General features: G+C 64.4%; 24 protein-coding genes and 1 riboswitch. Of the genes, 14 read left to right on the plus strand and 10 right to left on the minus strand.

From position 1 onward, the window contains the following. Positions 1–4 precede the first annotated feature (4 nt). The 4 genes from AKG11_RS35440 (at position 5) to AKG11_RS19595 (ending at position 4,029) form a co-directional block, all read left to right on the plus strand. Positions 5–1,123, plus strand: a complete 1,119-nt coding sequence (locus tag AKG11_RS35440) for an ABC transporter permease (RefSeq protein ID WP_050745142.1) — start codon at positions 5–7, stop codon at positions 1,121–1,123. Further along, positions 1,123–1,938: an ATP-binding cassette domain-containing protein gene (locus tag AKG11_RS19585; RefSeq protein WP_023514062.1), complete on the plus strand. Its 816-nt coding sequence runs from the start codon at positions 1,123–1,125 to the stop codon at positions 1,936–1,938. Before AKG11_RS35440 ends, AKG11_RS19585 begins: the two co-directional genes overlap by 1 nt. 124 nt (positions 1,939–2,062) lie before the next feature. Further along, positions 2,063–3,055: an inositol 2-dehydrogenase gene (gene iolG / locus AKG11_RS19590; RefSeq protein WP_023514061.1), complete on the plus strand. Its 993-nt coding sequence runs from the start codon at positions 2,063–2,065 to the stop codon at positions 3,053–3,055. Positions 3,056–3,102: 47 nt separating this feature from the next. After that, positions 3,103–4,029, plus strand: coding sequence for a Gfo/Idh/MocA family protein (locus tag AKG11_RS19595; protein ID WP_037407459.1), 927 nt, complete (start codon positions 3,103–3,105; stop codon positions 4,027–4,029). A 395-nt stretch (positions 4,030–4,424) separates the two neighbouring features. Here the strand turns inward: AKG11_RS19595 and AKG11_RS19605 are convergent, their stop codons facing one another. The 5 genes from AKG11_RS19605 to AKG11_RS19625 form a co-directional block, all read right to left on the minus strand. Then, on the minus strand, positions 4,425–5,210 hold the full coding sequence (locus tag AKG11_RS19605; RefSeq protein WP_050745143.1) for an SDR family oxidoreductase: 786 nt from the start codon (positions 5,208–5,210) through the stop codon (positions 4,425–4,427). A gap of 50 nt (positions 5,211–5,260) precedes the next feature. Beyond that, entirely contained in the window at positions 5,261–6,211 is a 951-nt protein-coding gene (locus tag AKG11_RS19610; RefSeq protein ID WP_023514057.1) for a sugar-binding transcriptional regulator, read from the minus strand. 22 nt (positions 6,212–6,233) lie between these two features. Then, a complete protein-coding gene (locus AKG11_RS19615; protein ID WP_050745144.1) occupies positions 6,234–7,703 on the minus strand; it encodes an FGGY family carbohydrate kinase in 1,470 nt (489 codons plus the stop codon). An 83-nt stretch (positions 7,704–7,786) separates the two neighbouring features. Continuing rightward, entirely contained in the window at positions 7,787–8,755 is a 969-nt protein-coding gene (locus tag AKG11_RS19620) for a transketolase family protein (protein WP_023517412.1), read from the minus strand. Beyond that, the gene (locus AKG11_RS19625) at positions 8,755–9,564 is read right to left on the minus strand and encodes a transketolase (protein ID WP_050745145.1); all 810 of its coding nucleotides are present in this window, start codon (positions 9,562–9,564) and stop codon (positions 8,755–8,757) included. Before AKG11_RS19625 ends, AKG11_RS19620 begins: the two co-directional genes overlap by 1 nt. 209 nt (positions 9,565–9,773) lie before the next feature. Between AKG11_RS19625 and AKG11_RS19630 the strand changes: the two genes are divergently transcribed. From AKG11_RS19630 to ribB, 5 genes are all read left to right on the plus strand, one after another. Next, positions 9,774–10,748, plus strand: coding sequence for an ABC transporter permease (locus AKG11_RS19630; RefSeq protein WP_023517410.1), 975 nt, complete (start codon positions 9,774–9,776; stop codon positions 10,746–10,748). 118 nt (positions 10,749–10,866) lie between these two features. Then, positions 10,867–11,799 (plus strand): substrate-binding domain-containing protein, encoded by a 933-nt coding sequence (locus AKG11_RS19635; RefSeq protein WP_050745146.1) that lies wholly within the window; start codon positions 10,867–10,869, stop codon positions 11,797–11,799. 19 nt (positions 11,800–11,818) lie between these two features. Then, positions 11,819–13,306, plus strand: a complete 1,488-nt coding sequence (locus AKG11_RS19640) for a sugar ABC transporter ATP-binding protein (RefSeq protein WP_050745147.1) — start codon at positions 11,819–11,821, stop codon at positions 13,304–13,306. Positions 13,307–13,320: 14 nt separating this feature from the next. After that, complete coding sequence (locus AKG11_RS19645; RefSeq protein ID WP_050745168.1) at positions 13,321–14,109, plus strand: SDR family oxidoreductase; 789 nt, start codon at positions 13,321–13,323, stop codon at positions 14,107–14,109. A gap of 67 nt (positions 14,110–14,176) precedes the next feature. Beyond that, positions 14,177–14,323, plus strand: a riboswitch (FMN riboswitch). Positions 14,324–14,413: 90 nt separating this feature from the next. Beyond that, entirely contained in the window at positions 14,414–15,049 is a 636-nt protein-coding gene (gene ribB, locus AKG11_RS19650; protein WP_050745148.1) for a 3,4-dihydroxy-2-butanone-4-phosphate synthase, read from the plus strand. Positions 15,050–15,110: 61 nt separating this feature from the next. On the opposite strand, the gene AKG11_RS19655 is transcribed toward ribB, so the two are convergent. The 4 genes from AKG11_RS19655 to glyA all read right to left on the minus strand — a co-directional run bounded on the left by AKG11_RS19655 (position 15,111) and on the right by glyA (position 19,763). Next, positions 15,111–16,442 (minus strand): D-serine ammonia-lyase, encoded by a 1,332-nt coding sequence (locus AKG11_RS19655; RefSeq protein WP_050745169.1) that lies wholly within the window; start codon positions 16,440–16,442, stop codon positions 15,111–15,113. 139 nt (positions 16,443–16,581) lie between these two features. Beyond that, the gene (purU, locus tag AKG11_RS19660; RefSeq protein WP_050745149.1) at positions 16,582–17,478 is read right to left on the minus strand and encodes a formyltetrahydrofolate deformylase; all 897 of its coding nucleotides are present in this window, start codon (positions 17,476–17,478) and stop codon (positions 16,582–16,584) included. A gap of 20 nt (positions 17,479–17,498) precedes the next feature. Next, positions 17,499–18,395 carry a bifunctional methylenetetrahydrofolate dehydrogenase/methenyltetrahydrofolate cyclohydrolase FolD gene (gene folD / locus AKG11_RS19665; protein WP_037407465.1) on the minus strand — a complete coding sequence of 299 codons (897 nt, stop codon included), beginning with the start codon at positions 18,393–18,395 and terminating at the stop codon, positions 17,499–17,501. A 90-nt stretch (positions 18,396–18,485) separates the two neighbouring features. Continuing rightward, complete coding sequence (gene glyA / locus AKG11_RS19670; RefSeq protein ID WP_023516285.1) at positions 18,486–19,763, minus strand: serine hydroxymethyltransferase; 1,278 nt, start codon at positions 19,761–19,763, stop codon at positions 18,486–18,488. A 132-nt stretch (positions 19,764–19,895) separates the two neighbouring features. On the opposite strand from glyA, the gene AKG11_RS19675 reads away from it, so the two are divergent. The 5 genes from AKG11_RS19675 to AKG11_RS19695 all read left to right on the plus strand — a co-directional run bounded on the left by AKG11_RS19675 (position 19,896) and on the right by AKG11_RS19695 (position 25,340). Continuing rightward, positions 19,896–20,864: a LysR family transcriptional regulator gene (locus tag AKG11_RS19675; protein ID WP_050745150.1), complete on the plus strand. Its 969-nt coding sequence runs from the start codon at positions 19,896–19,898 to the stop codon at positions 20,862–20,864. A 255-nt stretch (positions 20,865–21,119) separates the two neighbouring features. Next, complete coding sequence (locus tag AKG11_RS19680; RefSeq protein WP_050745151.1) at positions 21,120–22,151, plus strand: transporter substrate-binding domain-containing protein; 1,032 nt, start codon at positions 21,120–21,122, stop codon at positions 22,149–22,151. A 65-nt stretch (positions 22,152–22,216) separates the two neighbouring features. Further along, complete coding sequence (locus AKG11_RS19685; RefSeq protein ID WP_050745152.1) at positions 22,217–23,425, plus strand: ABC transporter permease subunit; 1,209 nt, start codon at positions 22,217–22,219, stop codon at positions 23,423–23,425. After that, entirely contained in the window at positions 23,422–24,552 is a 1,131-nt protein-coding gene (locus AKG11_RS19690; protein WP_050745153.1) for an amino acid ABC transporter permease, read from the plus strand. The genes AKG11_RS19685 and AKG11_RS19690 overlap by 4 nt, the downstream gene beginning before the upstream one ends. A gap of 29 nt (positions 24,553–24,581) precedes the next feature. Next, positions 24,582–25,340 carry an amino acid ABC transporter ATP-binding protein gene (locus tag AKG11_RS19695; protein WP_023516550.1) on the plus strand — a complete coding sequence of 253 codons (759 nt, stop codon included), beginning with the start codon at positions 24,582–24,584 and terminating at the stop codon, positions 25,338–25,340. Here the strand turns inward: AKG11_RS19695 and AKG11_RS35300 are convergent. After that, positions 25,337–25,557, minus strand: a 221-nt coding sequence (locus tag AKG11_RS35300) for a hypothetical protein (protein ID WP_210168696.1), incomplete at its 5' end; no start/stop codon positions are given. The genes AKG11_RS19695 and AKG11_RS35300 overlap by 4 nt on opposite strands.

Consider the following 25,557-nt stretch of genomic DNA (forward strand, 5'->3'; position numbering starts at 1 on the left):
ATTGATGACGGCGGAAGCTATCAAGCCACCCCGTGCCCTACAGGCCACAAGCGGGCAATCCTCCAGCAGGCTGACAAGGGCACTGCGGCGCCCTGAACTCGGCGCGCTTACCGGCACGATCCTTGTCTTTGCCTCGTTCGGTATCTTTGCCGGAAACAGCGGCCTTTTCAGCCCGCTGGGGATCAGCAACTTCCTGCAGGTCTCGGCTCAACTAGGGATCCTCGCGGCGGCGGTCGCGCTGTTGATGATCGGCGGAGAATTCGACCTGTCGATCGGTTCGATGATCGGTTTTGCGAGCGTGACGATCGGGCTGGGCGTGACGGAATTCGGCCTGCCTATCTGGCTGTCCGTCATGATCGCCTTCGTGTTCGCTATCGCCATCGGTGCGGCGAACGGGTTTCTCGTCGTGCGAACGCGGCTGCCGTCCTTCATCGTGACGCTGGCCGGTCTGTTCGTCCTGCGTGGGCTGACGCTGGCGCTGACCCGGACGATCACGGGACGGACCCAGATTCCCTACATCACCGAAGGGCAGGAAGGCAGCTTCTTCGTCCAGATCTTCGGTGGCAAGTTCGGTGCCGGGTTTTTCCAGTGGCTGGCGGATATAGGCATGATTGCCAAGCGTGCGGATGGCCTGCCTATGGTCCAGGGCCTTTCGATGTCCATCCTCTGGTGGTGTATGGTCACGGCGCTTGCGACATGGGTTCTTCTGAAGAGCCGCTACGGCAACTGGATCTTCGCCGTCGGCGGCGATGCCCTCGCGGCACGCAATGTCGGTGTGCCGGTTGACCGGGTGAAGATCGCCCTCTTCATCTCGACGGCCTGTGCCGCAACTCTGTTTGCCACCATCCAGGTGCTGGAATCCGGCTCCGCCGACACGTTACGCGGCTTCCAGAAGGAATTCCAGGCGATCATCGCGGCGGTCATCGGCGGATGCCTCCTGACGGGTGGATACGGCTCCGCTGTCGGCGCCATGTTCGGTGCGCTGATCTTCGGCACAGTCGAAATGGGAATCTTCTACACCGGTATCGACACCGACTGGTTCCAGGTCTTTCTGGGCGTGATGCTGCTGATTGCGGTGCTCGTCAACAACTACGTCCGCCGCAAGGCAACGGAGGCACGCTAATGGCCGCAGGCACTCCCATCATCGAACTGAAGGATGTCAGCCGTCGCTTCGGTTCCGTCACGGCGCTCCAGGATATCTCGTTTACCGCTCATGCAGGAGAGGTCCACTGCCTGCTCGGCGACAACGGCGCGGGCAAGTCCACCCTGATCAAGACCCTCTCGGGCGTTCATCCGCCGTCGGAAGGCGTGATGGAGGTGGATGGCGCGCCGGTGCTGTTCTCTTCGCCACGCGATGCCCTCGACAAAGGCATCGCTACGGTCTTCCAGGATCTTTCGATGATCCCGCTGATGAGCATAAGCCGCAACTTCTTCCTCGGACGCGAGATGCTGAAGGGCGTCTTCCCGTTCCGCCGGATCGATACGAGGCAGGCCGATGCCGTCGTCAGCGAGGAGCTGGCCAAGATCGGCATTACGGTGCGTGATCCCCAGCAGGCGGTCGGGACGCTTTCGGGCGGCGAACGGCAATGCGTTGCCATTGCCCGTGCCGTCTATCACGGCGCCCGCGTTCTCATCCTCGACGAGCCGACGTCGGCGCTCGGTGTGCACCAGGCGTCGATCGTGCTGCGCTACATCGCCCAGGCCAAGGCGAGGGGGCTCGCCGTGATCTTCATCACGCACAACATCCATCATGCCTACCCGGTCGGCGACAGGTTCACCCTGCTCAACCGCGGCCGCTCGCTCGGTTCGTTCCGAAAGGACGAGATCAGCGAGGAAGAGGTGCTCGACATGATGGCCGGGCGGCGGGACCTGAAGTACCTGCAGGCCGAACTCGACATGGTCGCGGGCCGCAGGTCGGGGGAGCAGGCGGCCCTCTGACAGGTCCGACCGCTCCGGATTCCGGCAGATGAACACATCCAATCCGGCGGGGTTCTCCCCGTCGGTCCCTGATCCCGTTCGCCCATCCGTGCGGATGGCGGGCTTTGAAATGACGAGGAACTCCATGATTGATGTCAGTCTGTTCGGTGCGGGCCAGATCGGATCCGTGCACGCCGCCAACCTTGCGCGCCATCCGGGCGTGCGGCTGCGCTACATTGTCGATCCCTACCGGCCTGCGGCGGAACGGATCGCCGCAGAGACCGGCGCTAAGATCGCCGACACGGCCACCGTGCTTGCCGATCCGGCGGTGAAGGCGCTCGTCATCGCCTCCGCCACGCGGACGCATGCAGACCTGACCATCGCCGCCGCACGGCACGGCAAGGCGGTGTTCTGCGAAAAGCCGATCGACCTCGATATCGGTCGCACCGACGAGTGCCTGGCGGCCGTCGAAAAGGCAGGGATCGTCTTCCAGATCGGGTTCAACCGCCGCTTCGACCCGAGCTTCCGAAGCCTGAAGGCGCGGATCGATGCAGGTGACATCGGTTCCGTCGAACAGGTCATCATCACCAGCCGTGATCCGGAGCCCGAAACGGAAGAAGCGCTTGCCGGCGGCGGCGGCGTCTTCCGGGAAATGACGATCCACGACTTCGACATGGCGCGTTACCTGCTCGGCGAGGAGCCCGTCGAACTCTTCGCGACCGGTTCCTCGCTCGTGCTGCCCTACTATGCCAAGCTTGGCGAATACGACACGGCCATGTTCATCCTGCGCACGGCGAGCGGGCGCCAGTGCCACATCAACAACAGCGTGCGCGCCGTCTATGGCTATGACCAGCGGATCGAGGTCCATGGCTCCGGTGGCATGCTGCGCGCGGGCAACCAGACGCCCACCTCCGTGGAGGTCTCCGGGCCTCTTCAGATCGCGACCGACAAGCCGCTCTATTTCTTCGTGGAGCGCTACCAGGGTTCCTATGCCGCGGAACTCGACCATTTCATCGAATGCGTGGTTGCCAACCGGAAGCCGGATGTCGGCGCGAGCGATGGCCGCAAGGCGATGATCCTGTGCGAGGCCGCACTGGCATCCGCCAAATCGGGACGCTTCGAGCCCGTCTCCTTCTGACACGCGTCGCAGCGGCCGCTCCTTGCCTATCGTGAAAGGGAAATCCGATGAAGAAATTCCGCCTTGGACTTGTAGGCGCTGGCCGGATGGGGCTGGTTCATCTGCGTGCGGCGGCCGACAGCGCCCTCGTCGAGATAGCCGCCGTCGCCGATCCCTCCGTTGCGGCGCGTGAGATGCTGCGCCCGTTCGGCGTCGCGGTCCATGCCGATGCCATGGCGATGATCGGTGCGGGCGGGCTGGACGGGGTCCTTATCGCCACCCCGAGCCCCACCCATGTCGCGACCATCGCCGCGGTGGCAGCCCGGGGCTTGCCGATCCTCTGCGAGAAACCGTGCGGCATCAGCGCGGCGCAAGCGAAGGAGGCGGCGGCGATCGCCGAAAGCGCCGGGGTTCACCTGCAGATCGGCTACTGGCGCCGTTTCGTGCCGGAACTGAAGGCGCTGCGGGAGCGGATCATGGCAGGCTCCCTCGGCGAACTCTATCTGGTCTCCTGCTTCCAATGGGACGAGACGCCACCACCGGCGTCGTTCAGGGCCAGCGGTGGCGGCGCCTTCATCGACATGGGCGTGCATGAGTTCGATCAGCTTCGCTGGCTGACCGGGCAGGAGCTCCAGGACTATCGGGTGGCTGCGGCGAGCACGGCTTTCGCCGAGGTGGTCCCGGAGGATCCCGATGCCGTCCAGCTGTTGTGCACGCTGTCGAAAGGCGGCAATGGCCTCGTTTCGCTCGGGCGCAGATTTCCCATCGGTGATGCCTGCTGGGTGCAGGCGTTCGGCACGATGGATTTTGCGGAATCGCGGTTCTTCTGGCCGCCCGCCGGCGAAGCGGTATTCTTCGCGGCACTCCGCGCGCAGCTTGAGGATTTTGCCCGGGCGGTGCAGGGCCAGCCGTCGGCGGCGGCCACGGCGGCGGATGCCGTGGCCGCTCTCGTCGCCGCGGAAGCCGCAACGGCTGCGCTGCGGCAGGCGCGGTAGGTGTACAATGCCAAACCGGAGCACGCCCCGCACCCTTGCCGAGCTGAAGTCGCAGATCATTTCCCGCGAGATCGTCCTGTCCACGATGCTGGAGAAAACGGCCCGGTCCGCCTTCGAGGCGCCTGATCTCGTTGCCTTCGAGACAGGCAATGCTTTCGCAAGACGGACCGGCGTCCCGCCGCAAACCGTCGACCGCCTGGCCCGTCGCCTCGGCTTCAAGAATTTTCGGGATTTTAGGGGTGTTTTCCGCGCACATCTGCGTGAAATCTCCGAAAAATCCCCATGAAGCCTGCCCACTGCGGCTGTTGCGGCAACGCACGATGTGGATGACGATGGTCGTGAGGGCGTGCGATCCGGCGCGCGCCAATCACTTTTTGCGCGCGCCGGATGGACGCTTACGACATGATCAGGCCGCCATCGACATTGATCGTCTGACCCGTGATGTAGGCGGCGTCCGGCGAGGCGAGGAAGGCAACGAGCGCGGCGACTTCGGCAGGCGTGCCGGCGCGGCCCATCGGGATGCCCTCGACCCATTCGGCCATCAGTTCGCCCGGGCCGTACTCGCCGAGCATCTGACCCCAGACGCGGTCGTTATAGTCCCACATCTCGGTGTGGATGATGCCGGGGCAGATGGCGTTGGCGGTGATGCCTTCCCGCGCCAGTTCCTTGGCAAGGCTCTGTGTCAGGCCGACGACGCCGAATTTCGAGGCGGCATAGTGCGGCGTGTAGATGAAGCCCTGGCGGGCCTGGCCGGAAGCGGTGTTAATCAGGCGGCCCTTGGTGCCGCTGGCCCGGAAGCGGCGGATCGCCTCCTGGCAGCACAGGAACACGCCCTTGGTGTTGACGTCGAGATTGAGGTCCCATTCGCGCTCGGTGAGGTTTTCCACCTTGGCGATGGTGATGACGCCGGCATTCTGCACGGAGACGGAGATCGCGCCGAGCTTCGCTTCGGCCTCGCCATAGGCCGCCTGCACCGCCTTGGCATCGGTCACGTCGAGTGGAAGGCCGATCACCTCCGCCCCGGTTTCTGCGGCCAGCGCTTCGGCGGCAGCGACGGTATCCTTCTCGATCGCCGTGATGGCGACTTTCGCGCCCTCTTCGGCAAAGCGCTTGGCGATACCGCGGCCGATGCCCTTGTTGCCTCCAGTGACGAACACCGTCTGGCCTGCAAAACGTCTCATGGTCTTTTCTCCATAATGCGCGGCAGGCCGTGGTCTGGTCCGGGAATGGATCAGGCTGTGAGCCGGGCCGCAGTGAACTTGTCGGTGACGAGCACGTCGATGACGCCCAGCTTCAGGGCGCCGGCGATGGCCTCGGTTTTCGATTCTCCGCCGGCGAGCGCCATGACGCGGTTGGTCTTGCGCAGCTCTTCCAGCGAAACGCCGATGACGCGGTCGTTGAGTGGCGTTTCCACCGGTTTTCCCTGCCGGTCGTAGAAGCGATAGGAAATCTCGCCGACCGCGCCGGCCTCGTGCAGCATCGCCATTTCCTGGCGGGAAAAGGTGTTGCCCGAACGAGCCAGCATTTCCGAAGGCTCGACCGCACCGATGCCGACGATGGCGAGGCTGAGGCGACCGAAGAGGTCCATGGTCTCGCGCACGGCCGGATCCGCGAGCATCACGAGTTTCGCCTCGCGCGAGGACGTGATGCCCTGGACGAGCAGGAGCCGCGGCTCGCCGCCAGTGAGTTTGGCAAGGCGCGCGGTGAGCTGTGTTGCATGCATCTGCACCGAGGCATCGCCCATACCACCGAGGATCTGCACGATGTACTTGGCTTTGGCGCTCTTCAGCGGGTGGATGTTGTCCACCATGCGCAAGATGGTCTGGCTCCAGCTCGAGACGCCGACGACCTCGTCCTGTTGTAGTGTCACTTCAAGGAAGTGGGCAGCGGCCTCACCGATGCGGGCCATGATCGCGCCGTCGCGGTCTTCCGAACAGTCGATGACGATGGCTTCGGTCAGGCCGTAGCGATCGCGCAATGCGGTCTCCAGCTCCGCGAATGTGCCGGCGGGCGGGATGACCGTCGTGCGCACGATGTCTTCCTGCTCGGCGCGTTTCAGCATGCGTGAGACGGTCGCCTGCGACATGTGCATGATCTCGGCAATGTCAGCCTGCCGCTTGCCTTCCAGATGATACATCTGGGCGACGCGGGCGATCAGGCGCAACTCGTTCAGCCTTCCCATAGGGGTCTCCATGAGTGAATTTTTATTCACTCATAGTCGATGGACACGTTAGGGTCGAGCGGCAGATTGCGTCCTGCCAAACCATAAGTCGTTGTGTGGTGTCGGAAAGACGCGGCGCGATGGGGTTGGCGGCGCGTGGCAGGGCAGCGATGGCGGCAAGATCCGGCCAGACGCCGAGCGAGAGGCCGGCGAGATAGGCTGCGCCAAGCGCGGAGGCCTCGGGCGCGTCGCACTGGATGACGGTGTGGTCGAGCGTGTCGGCAACGCACTGCATGAGAAACGTGTTCTGGCTCGGGCCGCCATCGGCATAGAGGCGGCCGAGCGGCGCCGGCGATTGCGCCGACATCGCCTTGAAGACGTCGTGCACCTGGAAGGCGATACTGTCCGTCACCGCGCGGGCCATCTGGGCGCGGCTGGTGTTGAAGGTGATGCCGGAGAAGAGAGCCCGCGCATCGGCGTGCCAATAGGGTGCGCCAAGGCCGACGAAGGCGGGTACGAAGCCGGGGCCGCCGGGTTCGGCTGACGCGGCAAGCTCGGTCAGCGCCTGCACGCCCGGCAGGCCCAGCATCTCGGCCATCCAGGGCAGTGAGGCGGCCGAGACCAGGATATTGCCCTCGAAGGCATAGGTCGGCCGGCCGCCGATCGACCAGGCAACGGTCGTGGTGATGCCCTGCTGCGGCGCAATGAAGCGGGACAGGGTGGTCATGATCGAAGAGCCGGTGCCGAAGGTCACCTTTCCGTCGCCGGGATTGAAGGCACCGTGGCCGAAGAGTGCGGCATGGCTGTCGCCGATGGCCGAGGCGATCGGGATGCCGTCGGCAAGGCCCGGCACGTTCTTTGTCACACCGAAGCGCGAGGCGCTGTCGCGCACCTCGGGCAGGGCCGTCTTATCGACACCGAACAGGGCGCAGAGTTCATCGCTCCATTCCTGCCGGTTGAGGTCGTAGAGCTGGCTGCGCGCGGCGTTGGCGGCATCGCAGGCATGGACCGCACCGTCGGAAAAACAATGGATGAGCCAGGCGTCGATCGTGCCGAGCCGGACGGCGCGTCCGGCGGGTACGCGGTCGAGCAGCCACTTCATCTTGGGGCCGGGGAACATCGGATCGATGGGAAGGCCGGTCAGCGCAGCAACACGCGGCGCATGGCCCGCCGCGATCAGCTCGGCGCAGGCCGGCGCGCTGCGGCGGCATTGCCAGCTCACGACGGGTCCGAGCGGTTCGCCGGTCTCGGCATCCCAGATGGTGACGGATTCGCGCTGGTTGGAGATGGCGATGCCGATAATCTCGACGCTGGGGCCGGCGGCAAGGCACGCAGCGATCGCCTCCTGCACGGAGGCCCAGAGACGTAGCGGGCTTTGTTCAACCCAGCCCGGCTGCGGATGCTCGATGCCGACAGGGGAGGCGCCGCGGGCAAGGATCCCGCCGTCCGTGGAGACAAGCACGGCTTTCGAATTCGTGGTGCCCTGGTCGATGGCGAGGATGGCGGTCGTCATGGTGGCTCCGGTGAGCGGAATTGGAGGGGGCGCGGCGAAAGGGAGGTCTTGCCGCGCCCGGCGCGAAATCTAACCGCGCGGGATCACGCGTGGGAAGCTTTTCGCGCAATCAGGGCGACGGCCGCCTCGGCGATGGCGGCGGGCGACATGCCGAACTCGTCGAGCAGGAACTCGGCGGAGCCGGTGGGTGCGAAAATGCCGGGCACGCCGAGGATCTTCATCGGCACGGGCGCTTCCGCCACGACGACTTCGGCGATGGCGGAGCCGAGGCCGCCGAAGGTCGAGTGCTCCTCCGCCGTCAGGATGGCGCCGGTCTCGTGCGCCGCGGCGACCACGGCCTCGACGTCGATCGGCCGGACGGTCGCCATGTTGAGGACACGCGCCTCGATGCCCTGTTCGGCGAGGATGGCGGCGGCCTTTACCATGCGATGGGTCAGCGTGCCATTGGCGATGAGGGTGACGGCATCGCCGTTGCGCAGCAGGTTGGCCTTACCGAGCGCGAAGGTGTGGCCGGCCGGCAGCAGGTCCGGTACGCCGACGCGCGAGAGGCGCAGAAAGACGGGGCCGTCATATTTCGCGGCCCATTCCACGGCGGCGGCGGTCTCGATGGAATCGCAAGGCGCGATGACCGGCAGGTTCGGCAGGACGCGCGTCCAGGCGAAATCCTCGATCGAATGGTGCGTCGGGCCGAGCTCGCCATAGGCCATGCCGGAGGAAATGCCGACGAGCTTCACATTGGCGTTGGAATAGGCGATGTCGGCCTTGATCTGCTCCAGCGAGCGGCCGGTGAGGAAGCAGGCGGCGGCGCAGACGAAGGGCAGCAGACCGCCATTGGCAAGGCCTGCGCCGACGCCGACAAGGTTCTGCTCGGCGATACCGACATTGACGAGGCGTTCGGGCCACTTGGCCTTGAAGCCGCCGAGCTTGGAAGAGCCGACGGAATCGTTGCAGACGGCCACGACCTTGGGATTGTCGGCGCCGAGGCGCTCCAGCACCGCGACGAAGGCGTCGCGGCAATCGTGAAGCTTAACGGAAGGGGTTACGGCGTTCATCAAAGGGCCTCCGAAAGCTCAGCCACGGCAATTTCGTATTGTTCGGCATTGGGCACCTTGTGGTGCCAGTCGACCTTGTCCTGCATGAAGGAAATGCCGTGGCCCTTGTTTGTGTGGGCGACGATGCAATGCGGGCGAGCCCTTCGTTTTTCCAGCGCCGGAACGATTTCGTCCATGGCATTGCCATTGATCTCGGTGACATCCCAGCCGAAGGCTTCGAGCTTGGCGGGGAAGGGGGCGAGATTGTTGGTGTCCTCAAGCGAAGCACCCTGCTGGAAGCGGTTGTGATCGATGATCAGTGTCAGGTTGTCGAGGCCGAACTGCGCGGCCGAGGCGATCGCCTCCCAGTTGGAACCTTCCTGCATCTCGCCGTCCCCGGTCAGCACATAGATGCGGTAGGTCGCGCCGGTCAGCTTGGCGGCCTTCGCCATGCCCACCGCGACCGGCAGGCCATGGCCGAGCGGGCCGGTATTGGTCTCGACGCCCGGCACCTTGTTGCAGTTCGGGTGGCCGTTGAGTCGCGAATGCGGCTTCAGGAAGGTCGCGACTTCCTCTTCGGGGATGAAACCGCGCTTGGCGAGCGTGACGTAAAGCGCCAGGGCCACATGTCCCTTCGACAGCACGAACCGGTCGCGATCCGGCCGCTTCGGCTCGTCCGGCGAAACGTTGAGGATGCGAAAATAAAGCGCCGTCAGGATGTCGATGGCGGACATTTCCCCACCGATATGGCCTGCGCCTGCTTCAAACACCGCTTGCAGATCGCGAAGGCGGATCTGGCGAGCGATACGGTCAAGATCGTTCGGATGCATGAAATCCTCATGATGAATAAATATACATTAATAGATATATTTGCACGAATGATCCGCAAGTCAAGCAGAAATTCCATCAGTGAGTTCTAAAAAATTCGGGAAGGGCGCCTTGACACACTCCAACGGGATGCGATACGAATTTACACACACTAATGAATATTTATGCGATAGAGAAAACGCAAGACCGAGAACGGCCGGGAGGAGTGCTCATGGTGGCGGATGTGAAGGAAAGACAGGGCTTCGCAGGCGTGATGCTGCCGTCGCTGCGCGGCGCCACGGGGCCGCTGATCGGCCTCATCGTGCTGTGCCTCTTTCTCACCTTTGCGACGGACAAGTTCCTGTCGGTGCGCAACTTCCTCAATGTGCTGGACCAGATCACGGTGCTCGGCGTCATGGCCGTCGGCATGACGATGGTCATCCTGATCGGTGGCATCGACCTTGCGGTCGGCTCGGTCATGGCGCTCGCCATGATGGTGCTGGGTTATCTCAACGTCGTCGCCGGTGTGCCGATGGGGCTTGCCATTCCGCTGGCGCTGGCGGCGGCGGCCTTGAACGGCCTGATCGCCGGGCTTCTGATCACGCGCTTCAACGTGCCGGCCTTCATCGCGACGCTCGCTATGATGTCGATCACCCGCGGCCTTGCCAACATGATCACCGACGGCCAGCAGATCATCGGCTTTCCGGCCTGGTTCAACATGATGGCCATCGTGCGCTTCGGCGGCTTCCTGACGCTCACTGTCGCCGTGATGATCGTCGTCTTCATCGTCGGCCTTCTCTACCAGCGCTACCGCCATGGTGGGCGCGTGCTCTACGCCATCGGCGGCAATGCCGAAGTCGCGCGTCTTGCCGGCATCAATGTCCAGCGCGCCACCGTGCTCGTCTATGTTGTGTGCAGCTTCCTTGCCGGCCTCTCGGGCATGGTGCTCGCCGCCCGGCTCGATTCCGTGCAGCCGTCCTCGGGCGTCTCCTATGAACTCGACGCCATCGCGGCGGTTGTCATCGGCGGCACCTCGCTTTCGGGCGGCACGGGCGGCATCGGCGGCACCATCATCGGCGTCCTCATCATCGGCGTGCTGCGCAACGGCCTCAACCTGCTCAGCGTCTCGCCCTTCATGCAGCAGGTCATCATCGGCGCCGTCATCGTGCTCGCCGTGACGGCCGAGACCTACCGCAAGCGCAAGTAAGACCGTTCACTCCCGCTGCCGGCGGGGAGGCGAAAACGGCCCGCAATGGTGCGGGCCGGCAAAAGGAAGGCAGCTTCCTGCAGGGGCGGGGGCTGCCGGGCAACCCGGAGGAGAAACCATGAAACTGTCCAAAGTGCTGATCGCGGCGAGCGCCGTGTCCATGCTCGCACTTCCCGCAACCGCCGCCGAGGTCAAGAAGATCGGCCTTGCCGTGCCGAACCTGCAGGCCGACTTCTTCAACCAGATCAAGCTCGGCGTCGAGAAACATGCCAAGGAAAAGGGTATCGAAGTCGTCGTGGTCGATGCCAAGAACGACACCAACACCCAGGTCAGCCAGGTGCAGGACCTGATGACGCAGGACATCAACGCCTTCATCTACATTCCGGCGGGCGCTGCCGCCGCCGCCGTGCCGACCCGCCTTGCCCGCGAGGCCGGCATTCCCGTCATCAACGTCGACCGTACGCCCGAGGGCGCGCCGGGTGATACGTTCATCGCCGGCGAGAGTGTCGAATCTGCCTATGAAGTCTGCAAGTACATCATCGGCAAGGCCGGTGGCGCGGGTAAGATGGCGATCATTCACGGCCAGAAGGGCACGACGCCGGAAGTCGACCGCTTCACCGGCTGCAAGCGCGCTATCGACGAGGCCAAGGGTGTCGAGTTGATCGACCAGCAGTGGAGCAACATGTGGTCGGCCGACGAAGGCTTCACGATCGCGCAGAACATGCTGCAGGCCAACCCGGACATCACGATCATCTTCGGCCAAGCCGACGGTCTCGCCATGGGTGCCGCCAAGGCGGTCGACGTCGCCAACCTCTCGGACAAGGTGATCATCGGCGGCTATGACGGCGACGTCTCGGCCCTCGAATACCTCGCCAAGTGCAAGGGCCCGTTCATAGCCACTGCGACGCAGAGCACGCAGAAGATGGGCGTTCTCGCCGTCGAATCCGCGCTCGCCGTCGCCGCAGGCCAGAAGGTCGAGGAGCGCCAGACGCCGAATGCCGTGCTGACGACCTGCGAGAATGCGCCGGAATTCGTCAAGAGCCACCCGTAACCGCAAAGGCAGCAGCGCCATGACGACCCGCTCTCCCATCCTGTCGCTCCGCGGGATCCAGAAATCCTACGGTCCGATCAAGGTTCTTCACGGTGTCGATCTCGACATCCGTCCGGGAGAGGTCGTGGCGCTGCTCGGCGAAAACGGTGCCGGGAAATCGACCCTGTCGAACATCATTTCCGGTACCGTTCAACCCTCCGCCGGGGAGATGACCTGGCTCGACAAGCCCTATGCCCCCGCAAATCCCCGCGCCGCCATGGACGAGGGGGTCGGCATGATTCACCAGGAACTGAAGCTGCTGCCGAAGCTGTCCATTGCCGAGAACGTCTTCGTCGGCCGCTATCCCATGACATCCGGCCGGCTCGACCGCAAGACGATGGAGGACAAGGCGCGCGCCGGCCTCCAGCGCCTTGGCCTCGACGTTTCGCCTGATCGCCTCGTCGAAGGGCTTTCGACCGGAAAACAGCAACTCATCGAAATCGCCAAGGCGCTGATGCTCAATGCGCGCCTGCTCATCCTCGACGAGCCGACCGCGGCGCTCGGCGGCGAGGAGACGCAGGCCCTCTTCCGGCAGATCGAGCGGCTGAAATCCGAAGGCGTCGGCATCATCTACATCTCGCACCGGCTGGAGGAGATCCGCCAGATCACCGATCGTATCGTCGTCATGCGCGACGGCGCCAAGGTGCAGGAATTCGACAGCGGCGACGTGCCGATCCGCACGATCGTCGAGGCCATGGTCGGCCGCTCGCTGGAGCGCATGTTCCCCGCGCTCCCCGTGCCGACGGAGGAGGTGGCGCTGGAGGTGCGCAGCCTCTCCTCACCGACCAAAGCCTTTCGTGACATCAGTTTCGCCGTCCGCAGGGGCGAGGTTTTCGGCATTGCCGGGCTGATGGGCGCCGGCCGCACCGAGCTTGTGCGTGCCATCACCGGCGCCGATCCGATTTCTGCCGGCGACGTGTTTTTGCACGGCAAACCGGTGACGCCGCGCTCGCCGATCGATGCGATCCGCAACGGCATCGTCCTCGTGCCGGAGGATCGCAAGCTGCAGGGCGTGGTGCTCGACCATTCGATCGCGGAAAATATCGGCTATGCCAACCTCGGCGAGATCGCGCGCAGCGGCTGGCTCTCCACCCGCCGCATTCGCGAATTCGCCGAGGATTACATCAAGAAACTCGGCGTGAAGGGCCGCGGCGGACAGCATGCCGGTGAACTCTCCGGCGGCAACCAGCAGAAGGTGGTGCTGGCCAAATGGCTGGCGCGCAAGCCGCAGGTGGTGGTGCTGGACGAACCGACGCGCGGCATCGACGTCGGCGCCCGCTCGTCGATCTACGATCTCATCATGGACCTTGCGCGGGAGGGCGTCGCCGTCATCGTGGTCAGTTCCGACCTCGAAGAGGTGCTCGGCGTGTCCAGCCGCATCATGGTCATGGCCCAGGGCAAGCAGGCCGGCATCCTGAACCGCGAGGACGCGAACGACGTCTCGGTCATGGAACTGGCAACGATTTGAACAAGGAAGCATTCATGTCCGACATCACGCTCAACGCGCCGAAACTGTTCGATCTCTCCGGCAATGTCGCCTTCGTGACCGGCGCCGGCAGCGGCATCGGCCAGCGCATCGCCATCGGCCTCGCCCAGTGCGGCGCCGATGTCGCGCTGCTCGACCGGCGCACCGACGACGGCCTCGCCCGGACGGCCGACTTCATCGCCCGGGCCGGACGCCGCAGCATCCAGATCGCCGCCGATGTCACCAGCGGCGCGGCGCTCGCCGAGGCGGTCGCCCGCACCGAAGCGGAACTCGGCTCCCTGACGCTCGCCGTCAATGCGGCCGGCATCGCCAACGCCAATCCGGCGGAGGAGATGGCGGAAGACCAGTTCCAGACGATGATGGACATCAACCTGAAGGGCGTTTTCCTCTCCTGCCAGGCCGAAGCCCGTGCCATGTTGAAGACCGGCCGCGGCGCGATCGTCAATATCGCCTCGATGTCCGGTGTCATCGTCAACCGCGGCCTCAGCCAGTGCCACTACAATGCCTCCAAGGCCGGCGTCATCCACATGACCAAGTCGATGGCGATGGAATGGGTCGGCCGCGGCATCCGCGTCAACACGATCAGCCCGGGCTACACCGCGACGCCGATGAACACCCGGCCGGAAATGGTGCACCAGACGAAACTCTTCGAGGAACAGACGCCGATGCAGCGCATGGCAGCTGTCGACGAGATGGTCGGCCCGGCCGTCTTCCTCCTCTCGGAGGCCGCGAGCTTCGTCACCGGCGTCGATCTCCTCATCGACGGCGGCTTCTGCTGCTGGTAGCCGTCGGGAATTCTGCGCGGCCGGCGATGCCGGCCCTTGCATTCCTCCACCAGAATTCCCTATTTACGACTGTTCTCAGGGCGGGGTGAAACTCCCCACCGGCGGTATCCGGAGCGATCCGGGAGCCCGCGAGCGCTTCCGTTGACGCGGAAGGTCAGCAGATCCGGTGCGATGCCGGAGCCGACGGTCACAGTCCGGATGGAAGAGGACATGTCTGCGGAACCGTCCTTCGCCCGGGCGGTCGCGGGCCTGTTCGCCCAAGGGATTGAAACGCCGGCATCGGCAACCCTTGAAAGGCAATGAAATGGCACTCTCGAAAATTGAAGACGCAATCGCGGCCTTTGCGCGCGGCGGCATGATTGTCGTCGTGGATGACGAAAACCGGGAAAACGAGGGCGATATCATCGTGGCCGCGGATGCGGTGACCCCGGAAGCGATCGCCTTCATGATGAAACACGCCCGCGGGCTGATCTGCGTGGCGATGGAAGGCGAGCGGCTCGATGCGCTCGACATCCCGCTGATGGTTCCGCAGAACACGGAATATCTTCATACGGCCTTCACCGTCTCCGTCGATTACCTCCCCGCCACGACGACCGGAATTTCGGCTGCCGATCGCGCGGCAACCGTCAAGGCGCTCATGGATCCCGCGAGCCGGCCGGAAGACTTCGCCCGCCCGGGCCACATCTTTCCCCTGCGCGCGCATCCGCGTGGGGTGCGCGGCCGTCCGGGCCACACGGAAGCTGCGATCGATCTCGCGCGCCTTGCCGGCAGGAGCCCGTCGGGCGTGATCTGCGAGGTCGCCAACGATGATGGCACGATGGCCCGTCTGCCCGAACTGATCGACTTCGCGGCCACCCACCAGCTGCCGTTGATCAGCATCGAGGATCTCATCGCCCATGTCGCCGCCCGTGATGGCAACATGCCTGCCGTCGCCGCATAACGATCCGGTCAGGGACCATGCCGCTGCGGGCGAGTTCGGCGGCATGGTCGTGGCAGTTCCGTCAATCCGTTGCGGCGATGTCGTTCGCGGTGTGCAGGAAGGTTTGGAACTGCTCCTCCGGCACGAAGGCGCCGCCCGTGGTCCAGATGATGTGGGTGGCCCCGGTTAGATGGTCGCCGATCCGTTGATATGCGCAGAAGTCCTTGCCCGCCGGATGTTTCACGATGAAATCCGGGCCGGCAAAGCCGGCGGCGGCGGAGGGTTCGAGGCGCACGTTCTGGTTTTGGTGGGCGCTGAGGAGCCAGCGGAAGAGGGATGCGTCGTCGACGGTGAAGATGCCGGCCAGCATGCGGCGCATGACGGTGGCGACGAAGGCCGACATGCGGGCGACGGCCATGCCGTCCGCTTCCGTTCTGTTGGTCAGGCCGACGTCGTAGACCGAGACGAGATCTTCGGAACCGCTCATGAGATGGACCAGCGCACAGGGCGACTGAACCGGCTCCACGAAGAAGCAGTGCACATTGTCCCCGAAGACCTTCTTTGCACCATAGGCGACGCCGCCCGGTGCGCCGCCGATGCCGCAGGGCAGGTAGAGGAACAGCGGATGGTCGGCATCGACGACGATGCCGCGGGCCTGAAGCTGTTCGGCGAGTTCCAGCGCGGCGACGCTGTAGCCGAGGAAAAGGTGCCGGGATTGCTCATCGTCGACGAAATAGATCGTCGGGTCAATCTCGGCGGCGATACGGGCATTTTCCACCGCGGTCGTATAGTCGGCATCGTGCCGGACAACCTCGACGCCGAGCCGCGTCAGCCGTTCCACCTTCCAGGCCTTGGCATCGGCGGACATATGCACCGTCGCCCTGAAGCCGAGGGCGCGGGCCGCGACGCCCACGCTGAGCCCGAGATTGCCGGTGCTGCCGACGGCGATGGTGTAGCGGGAAAAGAAGGCTTTCGCGTCCGGCGCGGCAAGGCGCCGGATGTCTTCATCCGCCATCAGCAGACCCTCGCGCCGGGCCAATAGTTCGGCAAACAGGAAGACCTCGTAGACGCCGCCGCGCGCCTTGATCGACCCGGCGACGGGAAGGGCGCTGTCCGCCTTGACGAGAAGGGTGCCGAATTGCGCGTCGTCATAGTCCAGCGCCTTGCGCATGGCCTCCAGCGGCACGAGATCGGAGCGGATTTCGCCCCGCGTTGCCTTCAGGTCGGGAAAGCAGGTTTCCAGTAGCGGCGCCAGCCGCCGCCAGTTTTCCTGCGCCTCGTCCACATCCGATGGCTGCACGGGAAGCGTCGCATCCGCGATTGCGTTTTCGGTGTAGTGCGGGTTCGTCCAGAGCGTCGGGCGTCCCGCCAGCACATCGGAACGGGCGGGATTGTCGGGGAGGTGGATGGCCATGTCTTGATCCTGCGTCGGGGAAGGCGCGCGCCGCGCCATTGGCTTGCCGGTCTTCGGGGCGTTGCGATAGCCGCGGCGACAACGGCCTGGCAAGGCGTGCGCCGGCGGCGATGTCTTTCATGGGCCGCAGTGGTGGACCCTATCCCATGCGCTCGGAGGCATAGGAGCCCGGCGAGGGCGGGAAGACGATGGTCCGGTTGCCGTTGAGGAAGACGCGACCGTGGATATGGGCGTGGATGGCGCGGGCGAGCACCTGGCTCTCCACGTCGCGGCCGAGGCTGACATAGTCTTCGGCGCTCTGGGCATGCGTCACGCGCACCGTGTCCTGCTCGATGATCGGGCCTTCGTCAAGGTCGGCGGTCACGTAGTGCGAGGTCGCGCCGATCAGCTTCACGCCGCGCTCGAAGGCCTGTTTGTAAGGTTTGGCGCCCTTGAAGGACGGGAGGAAGGAGTGGTGGATGTTGATGATCCGGCCCGACATGGTCCGGCACATCTCGTCCGAGAGCACCTGCATATAGCGGGCGAGCACGATGAGCTCGGCGCCCGTCTCCTCGACGACGCGCATCTGCTCGGCCTCGGCCTCCGGTTTGTTCTCCCTCGTCACCTTGATGTGGTGGAAGGGAATATCATGGTTCACGACCACCTTCTGGTAATCGAAATGGTTGGAGATGACACCGACGATATCGATCGGCAGGGCGCCGATGCGCCAGCGGTAGAGTAGGTCGTTGAGGCAATGGCCGAAGCGCGAGACCATTAGGACGACCTTGCGCTTGGTCGTCTCGTCGAAGAATTCGGCATCCGCCTGATAGGTTGCGGCGATCTCGGCAAAGCCCTTGCGCAGGTCTTCAAGCGTGCGGCCATCCTCGGACTGGAAGCTGACGCGCATGAAGTAGCGGCCGGTGCTCTTGTCGTCGAACTGGGCGCTGTCGGAGATGTTGCAGCCGTTGGCAGAGAGGTAGGTCGCGATGGCCGCGGTCACGCCGCGGATCGAGGGGCAGGCGACGCGCAGGGCATAGCGGTTGGAAAGAGCGGACATTGGCGATCCTTTCGGGTCGATCAGTCGATGGCGACGGAGTGCTGGCGGCTGAAGGCCGTGAGCGTGTTGGAAAGCAGGCAGGCGATGGTCATGGGTCCGACGCCGCCCGGAACGGGCGTGATCGCGCCGGCGGCACGGCGGGCCTCCTCGAAGGCGACGTCGCCGACGATGCGCGACTTGCCGTCGATCTCCACCCGGTTGATGCCGACGTCGATGACGGTGGCGCCCGGCTTGATCCAGTCGCCGCGCACGAGGCCCGGCCGCCCGGCTGCGACGACGAGAATATCCGCGGCGCGGCAGAGCTCCGGGGTGTTGCGCGTGCGCGAATGGGCGATCGTCACCGTGCAGTTTTCCGAAAGCAGCAGCTGCGCCATCGGCTTGCCGACGATGTTCGATTTGCCGACCACCACGGCATGCAGGCCGGAAAGGTCGCCGCCGAGCCGATCTTTCAGCAGCATGAGGCAGCCGAGCGGAGTGCAGGGCACCAGCGCCGACTGGCCCGTGGAAAGGCGCCCTGCATTGGAAACGTGGAAGCCGTCGACATCCTTGTCAGGGTTGATGCCCTGGATAATGGCGTTGGCGTCGAGATGAGCGGGCAGGGGTAGCTGGACGAGGATGCCGTGCACGGCAGGATCGACGTTGAGCCGGCCGATGAGCGCCATCAGTTCGTCCTGCGTCGTGTCGGCCGGAAGTTCGTGCTTGAACGAATTCATGCCGGCGGCGGCCGTTTGGCGATGTTTCGAGCCGACATAGACGGCGCTGGCGGGATCGCTGCCGACGAGCACCACGGCGAGCCCCGGCACGGCGCCGGTGGCAGTCTTCAGCCGGGCAACTTTCGCCGCAACATCGTCCAGCAGGCCGGCCGCGAACATCCTGCCGTCGATGATCGCCCCGCCGGCAACTCTATCCATTCCCATGACGCTCCCTTTCGCATCCCCAAGGCCCGGCCGCGGGCCGGAAGGAGAGCCGCGCGTAGCGCGGCCCTTTTCGGTTCGGATTTCGTGCGCTTAGTGTGCGTAGACCGGGAAGGCCGCCGTCAGTCTGGCCACCTTGGCCTTGGCGCCGTCAACAACCTCGTCCGCCGTGCCGGCAGCTTCCGCCTCGATGAGGTCGGCGATGATGGTGCCGAGCGTGCGGAACTCCTCTTCCTTCATGCCGCGGGTGGTGGCGGCGGAGACGCCGAGCCGCATGCCGACCCATTCCGGCGGGCGCGGGCTGTCGCCCGGGATCGGGTTCTTGTTGGCGGTGATGTTGGCACGCGACAGAAGGTCTTCCGCTTGCTTGCCGATCAGGCCCTTGCTCGAGAGGTCGACCAGCACGATGTGGGTGTCCGTGCCGCCGGAGACGATGCGCACGCCGCGGTCGATCAGGGTCTCGGCAAGCGCGCGGGCATTGGCCTTGACCTGCGCGGCGTAGACCTTGAAGTCGTCCTGCAGCGCTTCGCCGAGGCAGACGGCCTTGGCGGCGAGCACGTTGCTGTGCAGCGAGCCCTGGACGCCCGGGAACACGGCGGCTTGCAGCTTCTTGAACCAGGCCTCGTTGTTGGTGAGGATCAGGCCGCCGCGGGGCCCGCGCAGCGTCTTGGTCGTGGTGCAGGTGACGATATCGGCATGCGGGAACGGCGAGGGGTGGGCGCCGCCCGCGACGAGGCCGGCAATATGCGCCATGTCGACCAGGAACCATGCGCCGACTTTCTTGGCGATCCTGCCCATGCGTTCGAAGTCGAGTTCGCGCGGATAGGCCGAACCGCCGGTGATGAGCAGCGTCGGGCGAACCTCTTCGGCGATACGCTCCAGCGCGTCATAGTCGATGACCTCGGTTTCCGGGTCCACATTGTAGTTGTGCGATTCGAACCAGCGGCCCGACAGGTTGCCCTTCATGCCGTGCGAGAGGTGGCCGCCGGCGGCGAGATCGAGCGAAAGAACCTTGTCGCCCGGCTTCAGCAGCAGGAAGAAGACGGCGAGGTTGGCCTGCGTGCCCGAATGGGGCTGGACGTTGGCATAGGCGCAGCCGAAGAGCTGCTTGGCGCGGTCGATTGCCGCCTGCTCGACGACGTCGACGAACTGCCCGCCGCCGTGGAAGCGGTTGCCGGGATAGCCTTCCAGCGTCTTGTTGGTCATCTCGTGGCCGAGAGCGTCGAGCACGGCGCGGCTGACGATATTCTCGGATGCGATGAGCTCGATCTGGTCCTGCTGGCGCTTGCGCTCGTTGTCGATGGCACCGGCGACGAGCGGGTCGCGCTCGTGAACGGGGGCGTTGAAATAAGCTTTCGTCTGTTCGGTCATGACCTGTCTCCGCAAGAGGGTATGAGGGCTTGGAGAAAGGCTAGCCATGGCTTCGATCCAGAAAAAGTTAATAATATTTGCACATGCGTTCTGATTTGCTAATCATTCTTCTCTCGACATGAGGAGGAAAGAATGGACCTTGCCCGCTTGCGCGCCCTGCGCGAACTGTCGATCCGCAAGACCATGGCCGCGGTGGCCGAGGCGCTCTATGTCTCCCCGTCCGCCGTCTCGCAGCAGATCGCGTTGCTGGAACAGGAGGTCGGCATCGACCTCATCGAGCGGCGGGGCCGCGGCGTCGAGCTGACGCCGGCCGGAAAGCAGCTTGTCGAACGGGCGGAGCGGATCCTCATCGAGCTCGAATCAGCCCGAGCCGACATCGCCGAGCTGAAGAAGGTGATTGCCGGCGAGCTGCGGGTGGCAGCCTTTCCCTCTGTCGCTGCGGCGGTGGTGGCGGGGGCGATCCAGGGTCTCCATCGGCTCCATCCGCATCTGACGGTGCAGTTCGACGAGATGGAACCCGCCGAGAGCCTTGCGGCCCTGCGCAGCTGGCAGACGGACATCGCGATCGTTGACGATCTCAACGTGCCCGCCGGCGCCGTTGATCCGAACATCGAAACGATCCCGCTGATGGAGGACGTCTTCAATGTGATGGTGTCCCAGACCCATCCGCTGGCCGAGCAGCCGACCGTCATGTTGCACCAGCTGCGCGACGAGCGCTGGGCGCTCGATACCGCCTCCTCGACCTATAACCGCATGATCACGGATGCGTGCCAGGAGGCTGGCTTCACGCCCAACATCGTCGCCCGCTGTAAGGGGTTCGAGGTGACGATCGCGCTGATCCGGGAAGGTTATGGCATCTCGATCCTGCCGGGCCTTCGGGCGAGCTATGACCTCGAGGACGTCTGGGTCTGCAAGGTCGAGCCGGAGATCCGCCGCAAGATCTCGCTGGCCTTCCGCAAGGGGGAGAAACGCAGCCCCGCCGTTCAGGCCTTCATCGCGGAAATCAACGCGCGGATCGGTTCTCGTCGCCGGCTCCCCACGGGCAAGAACGAAGCGCCGATTGCGCGCGACGCGGGCTCCGAAGGCAATGCCGACGATTAAAATCAAACAGTTTTGCTAAATAGTACGTAAAGCAGAATTAAGTAGACCTGAACAAATCGTGTTCCTATCGTCCCCCTGTCGATTGATATGGGTTCGCAGCTTGGCTACCAAACGGCGGACTTAGGCCAATGGCGGGAACAATCGCTACAGAACGGCAAGAGCCGCTGTTGCCCTATCGCCCAAATCAGCTCTCGGCATGAGAACCGGGCTCTGCACCAGCGTGCAGGGCGCTCGCGATATTCACAGGGGACTGCAATGAAACTGATCAAGCTTCTCACGGCCGGCGTGTTTGCCGGTCTCGCCGTTACCGCAGGTCACGCGTCGGCGTCCGTCCTCGACACGGTCAAGCAGCGCGGCACGCTGAACTGCGGCACGGACAACACCGCGCCCGGTTTCGGTTACCTCAACACCACAACGGGCCAGATGGAAGGCCTCGACGTCGACTTCTGCCGCGCCGTCGCCGCCGCGGTCCTCGGCGATGCATCGAAGGTCAAGTTCGTCACGGTCACCGACAAGAGCCGTTTCGATGCGGTCCTCACCAACCAGGTCGATGTCGTCTTCGCGCACACCACCATCAAGCCGGCGCGTGAATCCTCCATCGCCATCGATTTCCTGCCGGTCAATTTCTACGACGGCACGGGCGTCATGGTGAAGACGGAGTCGGGCGTGAAGGAATTTGCCGATCTCGACGGCGCCACTTTCTGCACGACACAGGGCTCGGTAACCGAAACCGTCCTCACCAGCGCCTTCAAGGCACGCGGCTGGGAAGGCTCCAAGGTTCTGACCTACGAGAACCTTGAAAAGCTCTTCGCCGCCCTCAATTCCGGCCGCTGCAACGCGATGAGCACGGACAAGTCGGCGCTTGCCGCCTGGGCTGGCAACGCGCCGAAGCCGGCCGATTATCTGATCCTGCCCGACACGCTCGACAAGTCGCCCTTCGGCGGTTTCGTCGCGGCCAATGATTCCAAGTGGCGCAACGCGCTGCGCTGGGTCACCTACGGCCTGTTCCAGGCAGAGGAATCCGGGATCACGCAGGCCAATCTCGAAGAGAAGCAGAAGAGCGAGGACCCGTTCGTCCAGAAGTTCCTCGGCGTCGGTGGTGGTTACGGCAAGGACTTCGGCCTTTCCGACGACTTCGTCGCGCAGGCGGTCAAGGCCGTCGGCAACTATGGCGAGGTCTATGCGCGCAATCTCGGCCCGGACACCCGGATGTTCCTCGACCGCAAGGGCACGCCGAATGCCCTGTGGACCGAAGGCGGCGCCATCTACTCGCCCCTCTGGAACTGATCCCTTCCTGACCGGCCCGGGGCGGCATCGCGCCCCGGGCCTCCAATCGGTTCTGGTATTTCGACATGACTGTGCACCAAGCGAACGTGGCCGGTAACGCGGCCGACGACGATCTCCCGGCTCGCCGCCGCCGCAACCGGATCCGGTACAATGCCACCCAGTCCGCCATTGTTGCGGCGGCCATCGTCCTCGTGGTCCTCTTTGCCTTTGCCGTGAAGGAAGGGCTGGCCCGGCACGGGATCAAGTTCAGCTTTTCCTTCCTCTGGGATGCCGCGGGTTTCGATATCAGCGAAGGCAAGACGGTTGCCCTCGATGACGGTATCTGGCCGACGTTCCTGACCTTCACGCCGGATCACCTGATCGCTCAGGCCTTCGTCACCGGTATCTTCAACACAGTCAAGGTGGCCGTGTTCGCCATCCTTCTCAGCACCGTGCTCGGAACGCTGCTCGGCGTCGGCCGGCTCTCGACCAACTGGGTGGTGCGCAACCTCTCCTTCTGGTGCGTGGAGTTCGTGCGCAACACGCCGCTGCTGATCCAGATCGTCTTCTGGTATTTCGCCGTCGTCCTGCATTTCCCGCCGATCGCCGCTGCCGCGAAATTCTACGGCGTCGTGATCAGCCAGCAGGGGCTCTATTTTCCGGTTCCCGTCTGGCAGGGGGGCGACTCGGTCCTCGCCATCGCAGCCGCAACGGCATTCTGGGTCGCCATCCTCGGTGTATTGTTCGATCGCCATCGCACGGTCCGGTGGGTCTGCGCCGGTGCCGTCGTCCTGCTTGGCGGAGTGATGTTTGCCACGGGCATCGTCGGTCTCGACGTTCCCATCGCCTCGAAGTTCCAGGCGCGCGGCGGTACAGGCATGAGCCCGGAAATGGCCGCGCTGCTGCTTGCCATCGTCGTCAACAGCGCGTCCTACATCGCGGAAATCGTGCGCGGCGCCATCGACGCGCTGCCGAAGGGGCAATGGGAGGCGGCCGCTTCCCTCAGTCTGACGCGCCGCGACACGGTCAACGACATCATCCTGCCGCAGGTCTTCCGCGTCGTGCTCCCGTCCTTCGGCAACCAGTATATCAGCCTCACGAAGAACACCGCCCTCGGCATCGCCATCGGATATCCCGAGCTGTTCAACATCTACGGCACCATCGCCAACCAGACCGGCCACAGCCTCGAAGGCATCGTCATCGTGATGGCGTCCTACCTCATCCTCAGCTGGGCCATCAGCGCCGCCGTCGGCTGGGCCGACCGCCGCATGACGAGACACGGAGCGTCGCGATGATCGCCAAATCCCTGAAATGGTCGCGGCACAACCTGTTCGCCAAGCCGTTCGATATTCTCCTGTCCCTGACTGTCATTCCGGGGGTGCTCTGGCTTTTCTGGCAGATTGCCAGCTGGGCGTTGACGGTGGCGCAGTGGGACATCATTCCGCAAAGCCTGCGCGTCCTGATGATCGGCATCTTCCCGGTCGATCAGGTGTGGCGCACCTGGATTGCAGCTATGATCATCGCCGCTCTGCTGGGCGCGGCGTTGGGCTGTGTCTTCGCGTTCCGCGGGCGGCATGCCGGCGGCCTTCTCCTTGTGGTGGCGACTGCGCTGGTCCTTACGGGGACGAACGATCTTGCGAACGTCCTGCTCGTTTCCGCGCTGGTCGTCGCCTTCGGGTTGTCCTGGGCGCTGAGTTCCCACATTCCGGCGGTGCGCAAGGGGCTCGTGCCGGTAAGCTTCGTCGGGTTGATTGCGATCTTCGCCGTGATGGCGCCGCCCGGCGCCGGCCTGTGGGGCGGCCTGCTGCTCAGCATCCTGTTGACGCTCGTCACAGCGATCGTGACCCTGCCGATCGGCATCCTGCTCGCCTTCGGCCGTCGCAGCCGCTTTTCCAGCGTGCGCTGGATCTGCACGGCTTATATCGAGGTGATGCGCTCGGTCCCGCTCATCATGGTCGTCTACTGGATCTGGATCCTGATGCCCGTGCTGACGCCGCAGCTCAATCTGGCGGATGTGGTCCGCGGCATGATCGGCTTCACGCTGTTCTACTCCGCCTATGTCGCCGAATATGTCCGCAGCGGCCTGCAGGCCGTGCCGCGCGGGCAGACGGAAGCCGCCCGTTCGCTCGGCATGAGCGAGTTCGACATCAATCGCTCGATCGTCCTGCCGCAGGCCCTTCGCGTGGTGGTCCCGCCGCTCGTCGGCAACGTGCTCGACATCTTCAACACGGCGCCGCTGGTCTTCATCATCGGCCTTACGGATTTCCTGCGTGCCGGCCAGATGATCCTCGCCAACCCGCAATATGGCGACCGCACCTATGAAGTCTATTCGTTCCTGTTCCTGACCTATTTCCTCGTCGGATCCCTGATCACCTTCGCCGCCCGCAAGCTCGAAAAGCATCTTGCAAGGGGCAGCCGATGAACGATGCGAACACCACCGGAGGCCGCTCCATGAGCACCATCGTCGAAATGAAGACCCTCAACAAGTTCTACGGAAGCCACCACGTCCTGAAGAACATCGACCTTTCCGTCGCGCGCGGCGAGGTGGTTGTGGTGGTCGGCGCGAGCGGTTCGGGCAAGTCGACGCTCATCCGCTGCGTCAACGGGCTGGAAATGTACCAGAATGGCAGCCTCGTGGTGGACGGATATCCGATGCCCGTCGAGGAAGACCGCCTTCTCGGCGGCGAAAGCGAACTTGCCGCCATCCGCAAGGGCGTCGGCATGGTGTTCCAGCAGTTCAACCTCTTCCCGCACAAGACGGTGGTGGAGAACATCACCATCGCGCCGATGCGCGTGCACCGCAAGTCGAAGGCTGAGGCGGAGGCGACCGCGCTCCGGCTGCTCGACCGCGTCGGCCTGAAGGCGCATGCGCACAAATATCCCGGTCAGCTCTCCGGCGGACAGCAGCAGCGCGTGGCGATCGCCCGTTCGCTGGCGATGGAGCCGCACCTGATGCTGTTCGACGAGCCGACCTCGGCGCTCGATCCGGAAATGATCGGCGAGGTGCTCGACGTGATGCGCGAGCTGGCCGCCGATGGCATGACGATGATGATCGTAACGCACGAAATGGGCTTTGCCCGCGAGGTGGCGGACCGGATCGTCTATATCGATCAGGGCGCGATCCTGGAGATCGGCAAGCCGGACAGTTTCTTCGACAATCCGCAGAACGAGCGCGCCCGCTCCTTCCTCGCCCGCGTGCTGAAGCACTAGAACAACACCCGCACACCGGAACTGCTCTGGTTAACTGTTTTTTCCTGCGTGCCCTCAGCCGAAGCGATTCCGCTTTGGCTGAGGGGCCATCCGACCGCCTTGATGTACCTTGGCCGTGGCACGCCTTCCGGAATTGCTGGCCATCGATCTTTCGATTTGAAAGCAAGGAACGGAGAGAGGCCCGTCGTGCCGGCGTCTATGTTCGACCGATACCGAA

It is taken from the genome of Shinella sp. SUS2, assembly GCF_001262505.1.
In the GTDB taxonomy this organism is placed as follows: domain Bacteria; phylum Pseudomonadota; class Alphaproteobacteria; order Rhizobiales; family Rhizobiaceae; genus Shinella.

Excerpts from the sequence above, each read along its gene's own strand:
- AKG11_RS35440 (WP_050745142.1), top strand. The coding sequence starts at position 5 with ATGACGGCGGAAGCTATCAAGCCACCCCGTGCCCTACAGGCCACAAGC.
- AKG11_RS19585 (WP_023514062.1), top strand. The coding sequence starts at position 1,123 with ATGGCCGCAGGCACTCCCATCATCGAACTGAAGGATGTCAGCCGTCGC.
- iolG (WP_023514061.1), top strand. The coding sequence starts at position 2,063 with ATGATTGATGTCAGTCTGTTCGGTGCGGGCCAGATCGGATCCGTGCAC.
- AKG11_RS19595 (WP_037407459.1), top strand. The coding sequence starts at position 3,103 with ATGAAGAAATTCCGCCTTGGACTTGTAGGCGCTGGCCGGATGGGGCTG.
- AKG11_RS19605 (WP_050745143.1), bottom strand. The coding sequence starts at position 5,210 with ATGAGACGTTTTGCAGGCCAGACGGTGTTCGTCACTGGAGGCAACAAG.
- AKG11_RS19610 (WP_023514057.1), bottom strand. The coding sequence starts at position 6,211 with ATGGGAAGGCTGAACGAGTTGCGCCTGATCGCCCGCGTCGCCCAGATG.
- AKG11_RS19615 (WP_050745144.1), bottom strand. The coding sequence starts at position 7,703 with ATGACGACCGCCATCCTCGCCATCGACCAGGGCACCACGAATTCGAAA.
- AKG11_RS19620 (WP_023517412.1), bottom strand. The coding sequence starts at position 8,755 with ATGAACGCCGTAACCCCTTCCGTTAAGCTTCACGATTGCCGCGACGCC.
- AKG11_RS19625 (WP_050745145.1), bottom strand. The coding sequence starts at position 9,564 with ATGCATCCGAACGATCTTGACCGTATCGCTCGCCAGATCCGCCTTCGC.
- AKG11_RS19630 (WP_023517410.1), top strand. The coding sequence starts at position 9,774 with ATGGTGGCGGATGTGAAGGAAAGACAGGGCTTCGCAGGCGTGATGCTG.
- AKG11_RS19635 (WP_050745146.1), top strand. The coding sequence starts at position 10,867 with ATGAAACTGTCCAAAGTGCTGATCGCGGCGAGCGCCGTGTCCATGCTC.
- AKG11_RS19640 (WP_050745147.1), top strand. The coding sequence starts at position 11,819 with ATGACGACCCGCTCTCCCATCCTGTCGCTCCGCGGGATCCAGAAATCC.
- AKG11_RS19645 (WP_050745168.1), top strand. The coding sequence starts at position 13,321 with ATGTCCGACATCACGCTCAACGCGCCGAAACTGTTCGATCTCTCCGGC.
- ribB (WP_050745148.1), top strand. The coding sequence starts at position 14,414 with ATGGCACTCTCGAAAATTGAAGACGCAATCGCGGCCTTTGCGCGCGGC.
- AKG11_RS19655 (WP_050745169.1), bottom strand. The coding sequence starts at position 16,442 with ATGGCCATCCACCTCCCCGACAATCCCGCCCGTTCCGATGTGCTGGCG.
- purU (WP_050745149.1), bottom strand. The coding sequence starts at position 17,478 with ATGTCCGCTCTTTCCAACCGCTATGCCCTGCGCGTCGCCTGCCCCTCG.
- folD (WP_037407465.1), bottom strand. The coding sequence starts at position 18,395 with ATGGGAATGGATAGAGTTGCCGGCGGGGCGATCATCGACGGCAGGATG.
- glyA (WP_023516285.1), bottom strand. The coding sequence starts at position 19,763 with ATGACCGAACAGACGAAAGCTTATTTCAACGCCCCCGTTCACGAGCGC.
- AKG11_RS19675 (WP_050745150.1), top strand. The coding sequence starts at position 19,896 with ATGGACCTTGCCCGCTTGCGCGCCCTGCGCGAACTGTCGATCCGCAAG.
- AKG11_RS19680 (WP_050745151.1), top strand. The coding sequence starts at position 21,120 with ATGAAACTGATCAAGCTTCTCACGGCCGGCGTGTTTGCCGGTCTCGCC.
- AKG11_RS19685 (WP_050745152.1), top strand. The coding sequence starts at position 22,217 with ATGACTGTGCACCAAGCGAACGTGGCCGGTAACGCGGCCGACGACGAT.
- AKG11_RS19690 (WP_050745153.1), top strand. The coding sequence starts at position 23,422 with ATGATCGCCAAATCCCTGAAATGGTCGCGGCACAACCTGTTCGCCAAG.
- AKG11_RS19695 (WP_023516550.1), top strand. The coding sequence starts at position 24,582 with ATGAGCACCATCGTCGAAATGAAGACCCTCAACAAGTTCTACGGAAGC.